The sequence below is a fragment of the Vibrio sp. C8 genome (genome assembly GCF_054051265.1).
Map to the genome: position 1 here is coordinate 299,936 of NZ_JBPAOE010000011.1, position 16,024 is coordinate 315,959.

A 16,024-nucleotide genomic window follows, 5' to 3' on the forward strand; every position below is an offset into this window, starting at 1 on the left:
CAAAAAAATGCACTGGTTGTGTTTTGATAAGGAGCTATTGTGAAATCACTTAGATTATCTATTCTCGCCATGTCTATTGGAGCCATTGTTGGCTGCGGTGGTGAAGATTCTTCTGGAGCGGATACAAAAACTGAAGCCACTGTTTATCAGGCCGAAGTGGCCGATGAGCTTCTTCAAGATGCACTTGTTTGGTTAGATTTAAATAACAACTACCAATTAGATGCTGGAGAACCTAACTCATACACAGATTCGGCTGGTAACGTGTTGTTAGATGTAGCAACGATAGACAAAGTACCTCAAGCGTATTCTTTAATTGCATCAGCAATAAAAGATCGCACTATCAATAAAATGACAGGTGAGAAAGTCAGCAAATCTTACATGATGGTAGCGCCTGTTGGGGTTCAAAGAATCTCGCCCGTTTCACATCTTGTCTACTCCAAGCAAAAAACAGAAGGTTTCGATTTTGCACAAGCGACAATGACGGTGGCTGCAATTATTGATGAGGTGAGCGAGCAAGAGCTGCTACAGTTCCTCAACAAGCAAGATAATCAAAAGCTTCAAGCCCTGTCTCATAGCTTGGTTAGCGTAATGCCCGAAGCTGAAACCCTATTAACACATCAACAACTTGTTCAATCTCATCCAGATTTGGAAATGGCGGTTGCTGCTTTTAACGAGCGTTCTACTAATAATTTAGAAACAGATATTGGCTTAGTCAGTTCTGAAAACCTCCTACCGGTAGTTGTTGATGAACAAGAAACTCCTGATGTCAGTGAGCCAAGTGACAACTCACAAACAGTTGAGGCCGGATTATCAGTGCCTAACATTCAAAGTCCGACGCCAACGGATACTAGCGATTCAAAACAGTCTGAAGGGGCTATACCAGTAAAAGCGGTAATTCCAACTGTGGAAGTAGCGAGTGAGACATCAACGACAGAAAGTCAGGTTTCAAACGAATCTCTGCAGACATTAGAGGTAGTGACAACGGGCACAGATACTCAAGGTGCGGTTCAGCTTCCCGAGAGTAATTCTCCATCGCCAGACCAACCCTTAGGTTCCGAACAGGAAACTCTGGAACGTACTTCATCTGGTGTTGTGACAGAGACAGAAACAGAAACTACAGGGAGTAACCTGGCAAGCGAGGCTACATCAACTTCAGCGGTAGTGACAACGGGCACAGATACTCAAGGCACGGTTCAGCTTCCAGAGAGCAATTCTCCAGCGGTAGACCAACCTTTGAAATCCGAACAAGGAACGGGTGAAGGTACTTCATCTGACGTTGTTACTGAGACAGAAACTACAGGGAGTAGCCTGCCAAACGAGACGCCGATAGCATCAGAGTTATTAACAACTGGTACGGACATTGAAGCGACGACACAAAATCCTCCTCCCCATAATACTCAAGAGCAACCACTTCAAACTCATGCCTCTGCAGATTTAAACACACTGCTCACTAGAGTCTTGGAAGATCTTGTCGCAGTGGAGGAAGGAGTTGCTCAAGGCCAGTCTAAGAGTTTAGACGTTTTAACATCGGAGCTTATTTACGGTTTGCAAGCGGATGGTCGTTGGTTGGATATAGACTATGAGCAAACAAATAACGATCGATGGCCAGCAAGTCAGCATTTAAAAAGGCTGGAAACCATTGCCGCTACGTTTCGTAAAACTAATAGCCAAGAATATAAGCTGCTTGCAAACAAGGCTTTAAATTTCTGGTTAATCACGAAACCAGTTATGACAGGATGGTGGAGCGAGTATGGAGAATTCCATTCATTGGCGCAGGTTGCATTCTTATTGGGTGATGGTTTACGTGAAGACTTAAAGCTGGAAGTTGTCAGTCTCTTAGCTAATGTACCTAGCAAGCAACAACTAGGCTTAAATCGCGTTGATGAAGCGGTTACCAGCATATATTACGGGCTGTTGAGTCAGCAAGAATCTCTCGTGAGTGCTGGTTTTGAAGAGTTGGCTCAGATGATACTAGATACAGCCGTGAGTGGTGAGTCACCGGATTGGTCTTCGTTTTTAAACCAACAGCTAAATAGTGGAAAAACAGGTGAGGAGACTTTTTATTCCATTTTGCGTTGGGCTTACAACGTAAGCGATCTTCCTTGGAAGTTTAGCGAGTACAGCGCTCAAATTTTAGCGAGCATTCTGCTTGACGGTATACGTTGGATGCAGAGCTTTGAACAGTTGGGCTCAGATATAGCCAGTGGCGAAATTAGTCAGAAAACTGAAACGAATCAGCCTGTGGCGAGCATCAACACATTACCCTCTAGCATGGATATGGTCGCATCTCTTTTCCCCACTCGTTACGACGAAGCGATAGCCTACAAGGGTCAGGTGTATGACAACCAAATTACCGGATTGAATGGTTTCAAACAGTTCTTGCTCGCTGATTCAACGGTGACTGCGACTGATAACTTCATGTTTGGCATTAAAATGGACTCAATACGCGCTTTACCAGAAGCTGATACCAAAGATGAAGCGTACTTAAAATTTTGGTTAGGACTTGGCAGTACTTCGTTAATTCAATCTGGCAAGGAACAGGACAGTCTTAATTCTGTGCTTGATTTTACGAAAATCCCAGGCGTTACTATGCCGCAATATCCTCTGGCACCCACATATGATTCAGATACTTTGCGTTATATGGAATTTTATGGCGGAGCTACAAACGGCAAAGTTGGTGTGACAACTGCATCTATAAATATGAGTGCGTACCGTATCGTTGGAAGTGGTCCAGCTCAACAGTATATTTGGACCCCTTCAACGACCGTTCGGGATTATCTTTATGCCAATAAATCTTGGTTCAGTTTTGGTGAGCAGATTGTTGTACTTGGGTCTGGCATTAGTTCAACGCATTTAGAACCTGTATATACAACAATTAACCAAACAGCATTGAAAGGACCGGTAACGTTAAGCAACAGAGACAACTTAGTCATGGGTAATCACAATATCTCTAGTTACCCTTGGATACATCATGATGGTGTAGGTTATGTTTTCTGGGATTACTCAGATCGTTTAGCTTCGGTTGAAAGACGTCAAGCGTCTGCTGCTGATGGTACTCCAATAAGCAAAGATGTCTTTACTTTAACTATTCCGCATGGCTCGGAACCTAAGGATAAGTCGTTTCAATATATTATGTTGCCGAACATTGATGTGCAGAAAATGTCTGAGTACCAACAGAATATACCAGTCAAAGTACTCTCTAACACAAGGGGAATACATGCTGTTGAAGATACGGGTAATAACATCATTAGTGCCGTGTTCTTCGTCGCTAGTGAGTTAGAAGTATCTCCAGCTTATAAAATCAAAGTAGATTCTCCTTCCGTGATTGTGCTGGATAGAAATGGTTCTTCTACGAAAGTCACCGTTTCTACTCCTGCTAAAGCTTATAGAGGTATTAACATTACAATCTCAGATAACGGTGTGGTGAAAACTTACCGTATTGTGACTCCGGGAGGAGATAAGACGGGCAGCAGCGTTTCTTTCGAACTTGAACCAAATCAGGGTATTTATACGCTTGATGATCCCCAAGCATTCAATGGCTATATGACTCATCTGCCTGTCGAAGATGTATTTGTCCAAGGCGGTGGGCACTTATCTACCCAATACGGAAATTTGGGGTATATGCAGGTTAAAAATGGTACTGATGTGAACCATCGCAGGAGTTTAGTTCGATATGATCTTTCTTTGGTTGAACTACAGAATATAAGCAAGGCCACTCTGCGGTTATTTGTTCGAGGCATTAGAAATGATGCAACAGTCAAGCGCTCAATAGTCGCACGATTAGTTCATACGACCAATTGGAATGAGCTCGAGACAACCTATAGCACATTCCCTCAAGTGACGATGGTCAAAGAGTCTCCACCGACTTATTTAGGTAGGGAAGTAGAAGGGAAATGGATTGATATAGATGTGACAGACTTGATGCGCGTTGTTCAGCCAGATCAGAAGGATAAACTAGTGTTTGAACTCGCTGATTTAACGCCAGATTACATGGGTGACTATGTCAGTTTTGCGACCAAAGAGTTTGGCTATAACGGCCCGCAATTAATTTTGGAATAAGTTGTAAGCAGCAATACGGCGGATACTTCTTTGGGGTTAGTATGTTCGTTACGGTTTGGCGCAGACTTGCACACTGTTAGTGCGTAACTAGCGAGTCTGAATTGGTTAAAGCATTGATTTTTATTGATATTATTGTTGGCACCCGTATTGCTATGACACATTAAACCAAATCTGATTATAGTTAACTTGCCCAAGTTAACCGTTATAGGCAAAGACGCCTTACTTCCCTGAGAAGTAAGGCGTCTTTTTATTTGTCATAAGAGCAGGGAAGTGATGATGGCAGTAAAAAAAATTCAAACGACATGCCCCTATTGTGGTGTCGGATGTGGTGTTGTTGCGAATCGAGATTCGGTCGTAGGTGATAGTCAGCATCCTGCCAATCAGGGAGCATTGTGCGTGAAAGGTTCAGCGTTAAAAGAGAGCTTAGCAATGCCATCCCGTCTGCTTTATCCCAAGATGCAAGGAAAAGAGATTTCTTGGGATCATGCGAGTGATGAGATAGCACAAAGAATTTATCAAGCAATACAAAAGCACGGTCCAGACTCTGTGGCTATGTATGTTTCAGGGCAAATACTGACTGAAGATTACTACGTTGCGAATAAGCTAATGAAAGGCTATGTCGGTAGCGCAAATATAGATACCAATTCACGACTTTGTATGTCCTCTGCTGTGGCGGCACATGTGCGCGCTTTTGGAGAAGATGTGGTTCCGGTGAATTATGACGACATTGCTCATGCTGATTTACTTGTTTTGCTTGGTGCCAATACCGCATGGACTCACCCAGTACTGTTTAGGCGTATTCAACAAGCACGTGAAAACAATCCTGATTTGAAACTGGTGGTCATTGACCCAAGAAGAACCGTCACCGCTGAACAGGCAGACTTGCACCTTGCAATCGAAAATGATGGTGACGTCTTGCTGTACAACGGTTTGCTCCGTTTCCTGATAGACCAGAATGCGCTGGATGAAGGTTTCATTGATGCTTCAACAGAAGGCTTTTCTGAGTTGGAAAAAGAAGTGAAGTGTGAGCAATACCGGTTAGAAAACGTGGCTCGCGCTTTAAATTTAACCCTCAATGAAGTGATGACTTTTTATCACTGGTTTAGCCAGAAACCTAAAGCATTGACTCTGTTTTGTCAGGGGATTAACCAGTCTGAATCTGGTGTTGATAAGGGTAATGCCATCATTAACGCTCATCTCGCCAGTGGCAAAATTGGTAAAGAAGGCTGTGGCCCATTTTCTCTCACCGGACAACCGAATGCGATGGGTGGTAGAGAAGTCGGTGGGCTAGCAAACCAGCTCGCGGTGCATCGTGGTTTTGATGCTGAATCGGTACGTTTAGTCAAAGAGTATTGGCAATCACCATCAATTGCCGCCAAACCCGGCCTTAAGGCTGTTGAGCTGTTTGAAGCTGTCGAAGCAGGGAAAATTAAGGTGCTGTGGATTATGGCAACCAACCCCGTTGTTTCGTTACCGAATAGCGACCAAGTTCGCCGAGCATTAAAAAGTTGTGAATTTGTGGTGGTGTCTGACATTACCGAACAAAGCGATGTGGCAGAGTACGCTGACCTTGTGTTACCAGCCGCAGGTTGGGGCGAAAAACAGGGGATGGTGACGAACTCTGAGCGTCGTATGTCTCGTCAGCGCGCGTTTCTACCCGCACCGGGAGAAGCAAAACCTGATTGGTGGGCGATGACTCAAGTAGGGAAAAAGCTGTGCTCAAAGTTGAACTGTGAATCTGGATTTGAGTTTGACAGTGAAGCGGTTGTTTTTCGTGAGTTTGCGGGTCTCAGCGCAATCAACACTAATTCAAATTATCTGTTCGATCTCTCTAAATTCGCTTCTATAAGCGATGAAGAGTATGCGAACTGGCAACCGACGCAGTGGCCGTTAGAAACAGAAGCGCCTTACCGTGATGGCGTGTTTTCGACCCCTTCGGGTAAAGCTCAATTTGTTGCGGTAACTGCACCTTCGACGGTGATGAATAGCTGGTGGCTAAACACCGGTAGATTGCGTGATCAGTGGCATACCATGACGCGGACAGGTCATATCGCAAAACTCGCTGCGGGAGAAGTTGAGCCAACGATTTATGTCAACAAACTCAGCGCAGAAACGATAGGGCTACAAGAAGGTTACAGCGCTGCGATACGGGGTATCTCGGATGAATCCGATTCGTGTATTTTTGCCAAGGTGAAATTTGATGATGGGCTCAGCGGTAAACAGCTATTTATGTCGATGCATTGGGCGGGACGTTATGGTGGACAGTCTCAAGTTAACCGAACGGTTTCAAGTGTGGTCGATCCAATTTCAGGTCAGCCTGCATTCAAATCTTCAAACGTGCATATTGCTGCCGTGCAGATGCAAAGCTATGGCATCTATGTTGGGCAGGAGAGAGATTTACCTAGCTGCGATTACAGTAGCTATCAACTGGATGACAATGCTGCTGTTACACGTTTTGCCAACCTCACTAAATTGGATAAATCGATGTTTTCTGTCGGTCAAGGAGAAAAGGTTTTCCGTTGGGATCTGCCACAAGGCTGGATGATGGTGATAGGCCGTCAAACTGGCAATCAACAGCAGATGACGGTTACGGGTGTGTTGCTCATTTCTCCGCATCCACTGGAGCAAGATTACACGGCAATCACAGCCTTAATCGGCAAGCCACTAAGCTTGAACTCTATTATCTCGATTGCGGGAGAAAAGGCGCAAAGTCAGCTGGTATGCAGCTGCTTTAGAGTGACTGATAAGCAGATTCAAACTGCCATAGAAGAGGACGGGTGTGTATCTTTAAATCAGCTCCAATCCAAACTGAAATGTGGCTCGAATTGCGGTTCATGCCTGCCGGAAGTCAACAAAATTCTTAAAAGCTATCAGACGATTGCTGTGAGCAAGGCATAAGGAATTTGCTATGAAAATGAGATCAAATACGACTGCTCAAACACGAGAAAGCTTCACGGTTCATGAGCGCCATTATTGTGATACACCTAATTTGTCGCGCCACAGTCCTTCGAATGGAAAACAAGGTTTTGTCTATCTGGTTGGTGCAGGACCAAACGACCCTGATTTATTAACGGTGAAAGCGCTAAAAGTGATTCAAACAGCCGATGTTGTAGTTTATGACCGCTTAGTTGGACGCGAGATACTCGACCTTGTTAATCCTGATGCAGAAATGGTCTACGTGGGTAAACGGTGTGGATTGCCAAGCCTTAAACAGGAGGAAACCAACCGCTTGCTGGTGGAATTTGCACAGAAAGGGCTGCAAGTTGTACGTTTAAAGGGCGGTGATCCGTTCATTTTCGGCCGTGGAGGGGAAGAAGCGCTGGAATTGGTTAAGCACAATATCGCTTATCAAGTGATTCCGGGGATTACTGCTGCTATCGGTTGCTCTTCAAGCGCTCTGATCCCTTTGACTCATAGACAAGTCTCTCGCAGTGTTACACTGATTACAGGTCAAGTGGTCACTGGCGCTCTTCCTGCATGGGCGGGGCTGGTCGCTAGCGGTCAAACGCTGGTTTTTTATATGGGACTGGAGAATGCGAGTTCGATACAAGAAGGATTAATTCAGCATGGTCTATCGGCGGACACTCCTGTTGCTGTGGTTGGACAAGGCTGCTCAGTCAATCAAACGGTTGTTACCTTTGAGCTTCATCAGCTCACACAAACAGCAAATGACCTAAAAGGACTAAGTCCAGCATTGATTATTATGGGCGATGTGGTCAAGCTTAGAGAACAGTTAATTCAAACCGCACAAGCGACACGTTTTCAAGCGGAGTCTGCGCATCTATAAGCTTTATTTGTAAGCGATGAGGTTGTCATGAGCATAATAAAAGAGTGTATTCGAACAGTAGGACGAGGGGAGCGAGGACGAAAACCGCTCACATTTGATCAAGCATTTCAGGTGATGGATGAGTACCTGAATGGCGAGTGCGATGATGATCAAATGGCGATGCTTTTAATGCTGATTCGAGTCCAAAATGAAACCAATGACGAAATCGCTGGTTTTGTAAAAGCATTCCAATCGCGTGTTCCTAATCTTGGCGCTGATATCGACTGGCCATGCTACGCGGGAAAACGTGCAACCGCTGGTAAACCCTGGCATCTGTTGGCGGCAAAAATCCTCGCCGATAACGGTTTTAAAGTGCTGCTTCATGGTTATAACGATAAGCCCGCTTCACGTGAGCATGCTGAAGACTATCTGACTGCACTCGGCATTCCTATGGCGTCAAACACGGAACACGCACAACTGCTATTGCAGACAGGGAGCATTGCTTATTTGCCTCTGAATGCTTTCGCGCCACAAGCAGAGTTAATGATCAGTTGGAAAAACCGCTATGGGTTAAGAACCCCCATTAATACCGTGGTTCGAGCACTCAATCCCGGTGGAGGCAAAATCGGGATTCGCGGTAGTTTTCATCCCGGTTTCCAACAGTTGCATGCAGAAGTCGAACATGTCATTGGTAAAACGTCACACGCGGTTATCTCGTTTAAAGGGGTGTCTGGGGAATCGGAATACAACCCTAAAGTCAGCCAGACGGTTTGGCTGAGCCAGCCTTCAGGCGTAGAGTCTTTTTATTGGCCAGAACAGTACGTTTCAGAAATTGAAACGGTGGCGAACTGCCCTATGAATACGCCACAAGAAGACCTGCAGATGATGGCAAATACCGTGGTTTCGACCATGGCAGCTGTGCTGTTTGCGCAGTCCCATGATAGAGAAAAGGCGTATGAAACCGCGTATATGTTCTGGAAAGCGCACGTACTCAATCATTAATCTGTGTTTTGCTTATTTCGATATACCTATAAAGTGGTAATTATTTTAAATAATCCATTCTAATTATTTGTTTTTACTGTATTAAATTTCAATTAAATAGATTGGTACATTCCTTGCTCAATTGATTAAAGAGTTCGATCAAACAGGGAATGGTTATGTCACCTTCAACAGCATCTCAGCCAGTCATTGTATGTAGTGACAGTATTAGTGATCAAGCAGATATCAGCGCCAAGTTGGCGCTGCATTACGATCATATATTAGCTTGTCAGCTTGTACAGTTAGAGAAGATGGTTGGGCGTGAAAGCAGCTCAATTGTGGTGGTCTCCTGGCGTCAGCCAACGGCGGAGTTACGTCTGATTGTTGAGTTTTGCAAGAGCAAAAAAATCCCGCTTCTTATTATTCTTAAACAGCTAAATTCGAATGATATCAATAGACTACCTCAGTCTAATGATTTCGTTATTCTTCCTTTTGATTCTTCATTTGATCTCAAACCTTGGATTGATTATTCAATTCAGGTTCGTGATCAAAGCGTTGCGTTACAACAAGAAATACAGCTGTTGACGGCAAAATTGGAAGAGAGAAAGTGGATTGAAAAAGCCAAAGGATTGCTGATGAGGATGCATGCTATCGATGAAGAAAACGCTTATCGCGTATTAAGAAGTTCTGCGATGCAATCCAGTTTATCTATGGCGCAAGTTGCTAAGAACGTGATTCGTACCTTCGATAGTATCAATGGTAATTAATACTTTGGGGGTAGGAGAAAATTGTTGATTTGGTGCAGGTTGCACTTAGAAATGCAGTGTAATTAGTATAAATCCACATTTTTTTAGTTAAGTAGTTGAAAAGTAATAAATATAAAAGATGGCATACAAATTGGATTACTATTTGTAGATAAATTTAAAGTATAACTTCGGACATCATCAACGGCGGTGATGAAAGAAATAGCAAAGGCGCTACTGCTCATTCGGGCAGTAGCGCCTTTTTGTTTTTGGGTTCGTTATAAGGAAAGGGAGTATTGCGATGCAATATATCAAGCCATGGATGCGCACTTTAGTGCTCGGCGCTTCACTTGCAACTTCAGCTTCACTGCTCAGTGCCACTGCTTCTGCAGAGATTGGTGAGCCGGAAATTGAAGATCTTAAATTTGGATTTATTAAGCTGACTGATATGGCACCCCTCGCGGTTGCCTACGAGCAAGGTTATTTTGAAGACGAAGGTTTATACGTCACGTTAGAAGCGCAAGCGAACTGGAAAGTTCTGTTAGACCGAGTGATAGATGGTGAACTGGATGGTGCACATATGCTGGCTGGCCAGCCTCTTGGTGCCACTATTGGCATAGGTACAAAAGCAGAAGTCGTCACCGCGTTTAGCATGGATTTGAACGGTAATGCGATTACTGTCTCCAATAACACTTGGGAACAAATGAAGCCATTCCTTGCTAAAGAAAGTGACGGGAAAATTGCTCACCCGATTAAAGCGGACGCTTTGAAGCCTGTTATCTCTAAGTATCGTGACGAAGGTAAGTCGTTCAACATGGGGATGGTATTCCCTGTCTCCACTCATAACTACGAACTGCGTTATTGGTTAGCTGCCGGTGGTATTAACCCAGGTTACTACGCGCCTATTACAGGTGATAACAGCGGTCAGCTAAAAGCCGATGTGCTGTTAAGTGTCACTCCTCCTCCACAAATGCCTTCTACCATGGAAGCGGGCACAATTCAGGGCTATTGCGTTGGTGAACCATGGAACCAGCAGGCAGTGTTCAAAGGTATCGGTGTTCCTGTCGTAACGGATTACGAGATCTGGAAAAACAACCCAGAGAAAGTTTTCGGTGTGTCTAAAGCATGGGCAGATAAATACCCAAACACCCATCTGCGAGTGGTGCGTGCTCTGATTCGTGCAGCGTATTGGTTAGATGAAGGCAACAATGCTAACCGACAAGAAGCAGTTAAATTGCTGGCGAAAAGTCAGTACGTGGGTGCGGATGCAGAAGTCATTGCCAACTCTATGACAGGTACATTTGAGTACGAAAAAGGAGATAAGCGCGATGTACCTGATTTCAACGTTTTCTTCCGTCATAACGCTACTTATCCGTACTACAGCGATGCGATTTGGTACCTCACTCAGATGCGTCGTTGGGGACAAATTCCAAAACAGCAGTCTGATGATTGGTACATGAACATAGCCAAAGAAGTGTATCGCCCAGACATCTATCAACAAGCGGCTCAGTCTTTGATTGAAGATGGCACGTTATCGGCGAAGGATTTCCCAGATTTCAAGCTGATGGATGGATTCCGTGCTCCGCAGAAACACTTCATCGACAACATCGTGTATGACGGCCGTCAGCCGAATGCTTATCTGGAGAAGTTCTCTATTGGTTTAAAAGGCAAAGATAAAGTTTAAGCCTCACGCTTGGAGGCTCTGAGAGTCTCCAAGCAAACAGATTTACACGGAAGTTCTAGGGCGACAGACCCTAAAAGACAAATAGCCAAGGAGTTTGCTATGTCGACCAATGTTATTTCACTGATTCCTAGCCGCACTCAAGTTGTGAGCCAAAGCAAGATGGTCTTGTGGCCAATGCTTGGAATCTGCTTTTTTCTTATGTTCTGGCACTTGGCTGCTAAGCAGGTTGAGACCTCACTCGGTACCTTGCCGGGCCCAGTTCAAACCTTTACACAGTTCAGCAATTTGGTTGATGAGCACTTTAAGGAACGAGAGAAAGAAGTGGCATTTATTGAGAGACAAGAAAAACGCAATCAAGCCAAATTGGCTAAGAATCCAGACGCAGAAGTGAAGATTCGTCCATACACAGGCAAACCCACCTTTTTTGACCAAATTGGTACCAGTTTAGTCACGGTTTCCGCAGGCTTTTTGCTGGCTTCTGTTATCGCCATTCCGCTTGGCATTGTGTTGGGGCTAAATCAAGGCATGTATCAGGCGTTTAACCCGATTATTCAGTTGCTCAAACCCGTATCACCGCTGGCTTGGTTACCTATTGTCACCATGGTGGTAAGTGCGACTTATGTCAGTGATGACCCAATGTTTGCTAAATCGTTCGTCAACTCACTCTTTACCGTTGCGCTTTGTAGCTTATGGCCAACGCTTATCAATACAGCGGTGGGTGTGACCAGCGTAGACAAAGACCTGCTCAACGTAAGCAAAGTATTGCGCCTCTCTTGGTGGGCACACATTCGTACCATTGTTTTGCCTTCTGCGATTCCAATGATTTTTACCGGATTACGTTTATCACTGGGTATTGCGTGGATGGTTCTGATTGCGGCTGAAATGCTGGCGCAAAACCCAGGGCTAGGGAAATTCGTTTGGGACGAATTCCAAAACGGTAGCTCAGCATCACTGGGCAGAATTATGGTTGCGGTGTTTGTTATCGGCTTTATTGGTCTGCTGCTGGATCGCGGCATGCTCAAACTGCAAAAACGCTTGTCTTGGAACAAACAACAAGAACTTCGCTAGGGGAGAAATTTCATGTCAAAAGCATTTTTAGATTTATCACAACTCGGCATGCGTTTCCCGACGCCACAAGGTGAATTTGTGGCTCTGAAAAACGTCGATCTGCAAATTCAAAAAGGCGAGTTCATTTCACTTATCGGTCACTCAGGCTGTGGTAAGTCAACCGTGTTAAACCTTGTCGCAGGGCTGCATAACCCAACTGATGGCGGTGTGATTCTGGATGGTCGAGAGGTCGATGGACCGGGACCTGAGCGTGCCGTTGTATTCCAGAACCATTCTCTATTGCCTTGGTTAACCGTGTATCAAAACGTTGAACTGGCGGTGAAACAGATCGCCAAAGGTAAGTCGAAAAGCTGGATTAAAGAGCAGGTGGAACACTACCTGAATTTGATTCAAATGGATCATGCAGCAGATAAAAAGCCGGATGAAATTTCAGGTGGTATGAAGCAGCGCGTTGGTATTGCTCGTGCACTGGCGTTGCAACCGAAAGTGTTGTTGATGGATGAGCCGTTTGGCGCACTGGATGCGTTGACACGTGCACGTTTGCAAGACGCAACGATGAAGATTCAGGCAGAGCTGAATAACACCGTCATCATGATTACTCACGATGTGGATGAAGCCGTATTGTTATCAGACAAAATCGTCATGATGACCAATGGCCCTGCTGCCACTGTGGGCGAAGTGCTTGATATTGATCTACCAAGACCACGTGACCGAGTCGCGTTGGCAGACAACCCGACGTATCAAAAATATCGTCAATCGGTACTGCGCTTTTTGTATGAAAAGCAAACCAAAACAGAAGCAGCTCAGAAGGTTGCTGCTCCTATAGCAAAAACGGCTTAAGGAAGAGTCTCATGATGGAACATATCGTTATTGTCGGCAACGGAATGGTTGGACATCACCTTGTTGCGAAATTGGTTGAGCAGCAAGCTCATTTAGAAAAACGTATTACTGTGATTGGTGAAGAGCGATTTATCGCCTATGACCGTGTACAACTCTCTTCTCTGTTTTCAGGTAAATCTCATGAAGACTTAATGCTAAGCAGTGAAGAGTGGTATCAAAAACACGGCATCAATCTGATATTAGGCAGTGAAGTGACGGCGATTAACCGTGTTCAAAAGAGCATTATTTTAGACGGGGATGATGTTCTGGGTTACGACTCGCTTGTGCTAGCAACAGGTTCGTACCCGTTTGTTCCGCCAGTGCCGGGCCATGAGCGTGACGGCATTTTTGTCTATCGAACTTTGGATGATCTGTCTTCGATTCGTAACGCTTGTGATAAAGCAAAAACGGGCGCGGTCATTGGCGGTGGTTTGCTGGGTTTAGAAGCCGCAAACGCGTTGCGTCTTTTGGGTGTGGAAACGCATGTCATCGAATTCGCGCCCCGCTTAATGCCAGTGCAGTTGGATGATGGTGCGGGTACGATTCTTAAAGAGAAAATCGAAAAGCTCGGCTTAACCGTTCTTACATCCACTGCGACAGAAAAAATTATTGATGGTGAAACAGCAAAACACCGTATGGTGTTTAAAGATGCAGAACCTTTGGAAGTGGACGTGATTGTCTTTTCGGCAGGTATCCGCCCGCAAGATGCATTGGCTCGCCAATGTGGATTAGAAATCGGTGAACGTGGCGGTATTGTGATTAATGATAGTTGCCAGACCAGCGATGCAAACATCTACGCCATTGGTGAATGTGCATTATGGCAACAACGCATCTTTGGCTTGGTTGCACCGGGGTATGCAATGGCTCGTGCGGTTGCTGGTCAAATTATGGGACTGGGCGGCGATTTCACTGGTGCAGATATGAGTACCAAGTTGAAACTGTTGGGTGTGGATGTGGCATCTATCGGTGACGCGCAAATGCAAACGGAAGGCGCTCAAGAGCTGGTTTTGCAGGACACCTGTACCGGCAGTTATAAAAAGCTGGTGGTTGACCAAAGTGGCACTCAGCTTTTAGGTGCCATTCTTGTCGGTGATAACTCTGATTACGATGCGTTGCTGCAAGCTTATTTAAACAAAACGGTATTGCCGGAACATCCTGCTTATCTGCTGTTTGATACCTCTTCGCTCAGTGGCGAAGTCTCTGATGACACCATGATCTGTTCTTGCCATAACGTGACGAAAGGTGCGCTGGTTAAAGCCATTCATGCAGGTGCGGTAGAGTTGAATGATCTCAAAGCAGCAACCAAAGCGGGTACTGGCTGTGGTGGTTGTTCAAGCATGGTGAAATCGGTTCTCGATGCAGAGCTGGTCGCTATGGGTATGGAAGTGAATAACCACGTTTGCGAACACTTTGAATATTCACGCCAAGAGCTGTTCCATATCTGTCAGGTTGAAGAGATTAAAGATTTCGATACCTTACTGGATAAACACGGGCACGGTTTAGGGTGTGATTTATGTAAACCAACAGCGGCATCAATTTTCGCTTCGCTATGGAACGAGCACATTATGGAACCGCAACTCAGTCGTTTGCAGGATACCAATGATGCTTTCATGGCAAACATGCAGAAAGACGGTTCTTACTCCATTGTGCCGCGTGTTCCGGGTGGAGAAATTACACCGGATAAACTGATTGTACTGGGTGAAGTCGCTAAGAAATATGACCTTTACACCAAGATAACCGGTGGTCAAAGGGTTGATCTGTTTGGCGCGCAAATGGAGCAGTTACCTGAAATCTGGCGTGAGCTGATCAATGCTGGATTTGAAACAGGGCATGCTTATGGTAAGTCTCTGCGTACGGTGAAATCTTGCGTCGGTTCAACATGGTGTCGCTACGGTGTGGACGATTCCGTCGGCTTGGCGATTGAGCTAGAAAACCGTTACAAGGGTCTACGTTCACCACACAAACTCAAATTCGCCGTATCGGGTTGTACTCGTGAATGTGCTGAAGCACAAAGCAAAGACATTGGTGTGATTGCCACTGAAAACGGCTGGAACCTTTACGTTTGTGGTAATGGTGGTATGCGCCCTCGTCACGCCGATTTACTGGCATCCGATCTATCAAAAGAGCAGCTGATTGCACTGATTGATCGTGTGCTCATGTTCTATGTACGCACCGCAGATAAACTGCAACGTACGTCAGTATGGCTGGAGAGTTTAGAAGGCGGATTAGACTATCTGAAACAAGTCGTGATTGAAGACTCTCTAGAGTTGTGTGAACAGTTAGAGCAGCAAATGTCACATGTCATTAATTCTTATCAGTGTGAATGGAAGAGCACGGTTGAATCGGAAGAGAAACTGCGTAAGTTCCGCCCGTTTATTAACCACCAAGAGGGAAGCATGGCGCTACCTTATCAACGTATACGCGAACAGCGTATCCCAGTAGTTCAGGAGCTTTAATTATGATGGAACGTATTTGTAGACTGGATGAACTGATGCCTTTGCAAGGTTGCGGAGCGTTAATTTGGGGGGAGCAGGTCGCACTGTTCTTGATTCCTCATACCCAGCAGAAAGTGTTTGCAGTTCAGAACTGGGATCCGATTGGTCAGGCGAATGTGATCAGTCGCGGTATCGTCGGTGATGTGAAAGGTGAGATTTGTGTTGCCTCACCGCTGTATAAACAACACTTTAAACTCGAAACGGGCGAATGTGTTGAGAAGCCAGAATTCCAGCTAAAAACATGGTCTGTTTACATAGACGATGGGGAAGTGTATCTAGCAAATTCAAACGTTGCTGCGGCCTAAATACCAGTGACTAGCGAACGGTTAAAAGTCTTGAATTAAGAGCGTTT

Annotated in this window: 10 protein-coding genes; all 10 read left to right on the forward strand. The window is 45.1% G+C overall.

Annotated features, from left to right (window positions below):
• Positions 1 to 39 precede the first annotated feature (39 nt).
• Positions 40 to 4,059 (forward strand): polysaccharide lyase family 8 super-sandwich domain-containing protein, encoded by a 4,020-nt coding sequence (locus ACRQQK_RS07405; protein ID WP_457510654.1) that lies wholly within the window; start codon positions 40 to 42, stop codon positions 4,057 to 4,059.
• Positions 4,060 to 4,335: 276 nt separating this feature from the next.
• Positions 4,336 to 6,957: a molybdopterin-dependent oxidoreductase gene (locus ACRQQK_RS07410; RefSeq protein WP_457510655.1), complete on the forward strand. Its 2,622-nt coding sequence runs from the start codon at positions 4,336 to 4,338 to the stop codon at positions 6,955 to 6,957.
• A 16-nt stretch (positions 6,958 to 6,973) separates the two neighbouring features.
• Positions 6,974 to 7,846 carry a uroporphyrinogen-III C-methyltransferase gene (gene cobA / locus ACRQQK_RS07415; protein ID WP_457511102.1) on the forward strand — a complete coding sequence of 291 codons (873 nt, stop codon included), beginning with the start codon at positions 6,974 to 6,976 and terminating at the stop codon, positions 7,844 to 7,846.
• A gap of 27 nt (positions 7,847 to 7,873) precedes the next feature.
• The gene (locus tag ACRQQK_RS07420; RefSeq protein WP_457510656.1) at positions 7,874 to 8,827 is read left to right on the forward strand and encodes a glycosyl transferase family protein; all 954 of its coding nucleotides are present in this window, start codon (positions 7,874 to 7,876) and stop codon (positions 8,825 to 8,827) included.
• 155 nt (positions 8,828 to 8,982) lie between these two features.
• Entirely contained in the window at positions 8,983 to 9,570 is a 588-nt protein-coding gene (locus ACRQQK_RS07425) for an ANTAR domain-containing response regulator (protein WP_457510657.1), read from the forward strand.
• A gap of 277 nt (positions 9,571 to 9,847) precedes the next feature.
• Entirely contained in the window at positions 9,848 to 11,230 is a 1,383-nt protein-coding gene (locus ACRQQK_RS07430; RefSeq protein ID WP_457510658.1) for a CmpA/NrtA family ABC transporter substrate-binding protein, read from the forward strand.
• A gap of 99 nt (positions 11,231 to 11,329) precedes the next feature.
• The gene (locus ACRQQK_RS07435; RefSeq protein WP_457510659.1) at positions 11,330 to 12,298 is read left to right on the forward strand and encodes an ABC transporter permease; all 969 of its coding nucleotides are present in this window, start codon (positions 11,330 to 11,332) and stop codon (positions 12,296 to 12,298) included.
• A 12-nt stretch (positions 12,299 to 12,310) separates the two neighbouring features.
• Positions 12,311 to 13,138 (forward strand): ABC transporter ATP-binding protein, encoded by an 828-nt coding sequence (locus ACRQQK_RS07440; RefSeq protein WP_457510660.1) that lies wholly within the window; start codon positions 12,311 to 12,313, stop codon positions 13,136 to 13,138.
• A 14-nt stretch (positions 13,139 to 13,152) separates the two neighbouring features.
• Complete coding sequence (gene nirB / locus ACRQQK_RS07445) at positions 13,153 to 15,633, forward strand: nitrite reductase large subunit NirB (protein WP_457511103.1); 2,481 nt, start codon at positions 13,153 to 13,155, stop codon at positions 15,631 to 15,633.
• A 2-nt stretch (positions 15,634 to 15,635) separates the two neighbouring features.
• Positions 15,636 to 15,977: a nitrite reductase small subunit NirD gene (gene nirD, locus ACRQQK_RS07450; RefSeq protein WP_457510661.1), complete on the forward strand. Its 342-nt coding sequence runs from the start codon at positions 15,636 to 15,638 to the stop codon at positions 15,975 to 15,977.
• Positions 15,978 to 16,024: the final 47 nt, after the last annotated feature.

Bases quoted from the DNA above. Each gene is read 5' to 3' on its own strand.
- ACRQQK_RS07440 (WP_457510660.1), top strand. From the start codon at position 12,311: ATGTCAAAAGCATTTTTAGATTTATCACAACTCGGCATGCGTTTCCCG.
- ACRQQK_RS07425 (WP_457510657.1), top strand. From the start codon at position 8,983: ATGTCACCTTCAACAGCATCTCAGCCAGTCATTGTATGTAGTGACAGT.
- ACRQQK_RS07435 (WP_457510659.1), top strand. From the start codon at position 11,330: ATGTCGACCAATGTTATTTCACTGATTCCTAGCCGCACTCAAGTTGTG.
- ACRQQK_RS07420 (WP_457510656.1), top strand. From the start codon at position 7,874: ATGAGCATAATAAAAGAGTGTATTCGAACAGTAGGACGAGGGGAGCGA.
- ACRQQK_RS07410 (WP_457510655.1), top strand. From the start codon at position 4,336: ATGGCAGTAAAAAAAATTCAAACGACATGCCCCTATTGTGGTGTCGGA.
- nirB (WP_457511103.1), top strand. From the start codon at position 13,153: ATGGAACATATCGTTATTGTCGGCAACGGAATGGTTGGACATCACCTT.
- cobA (WP_457511102.1), top strand. From the start codon at position 6,974: ATGAGATCAAATACGACTGCTCAAACACGAGAAAGCTTCACGGTTCAT.
- ACRQQK_RS07430 (WP_457510658.1), top strand. From the start codon at position 9,848: ATGCAATATATCAAGCCATGGATGCGCACTTTAGTGCTCGGCGCTTCA.
- nirD (WP_457510661.1), top strand. From the start codon at position 15,636: ATGATGGAACGTATTTGTAGACTGGATGAACTGATGCCTTTGCAAGGT.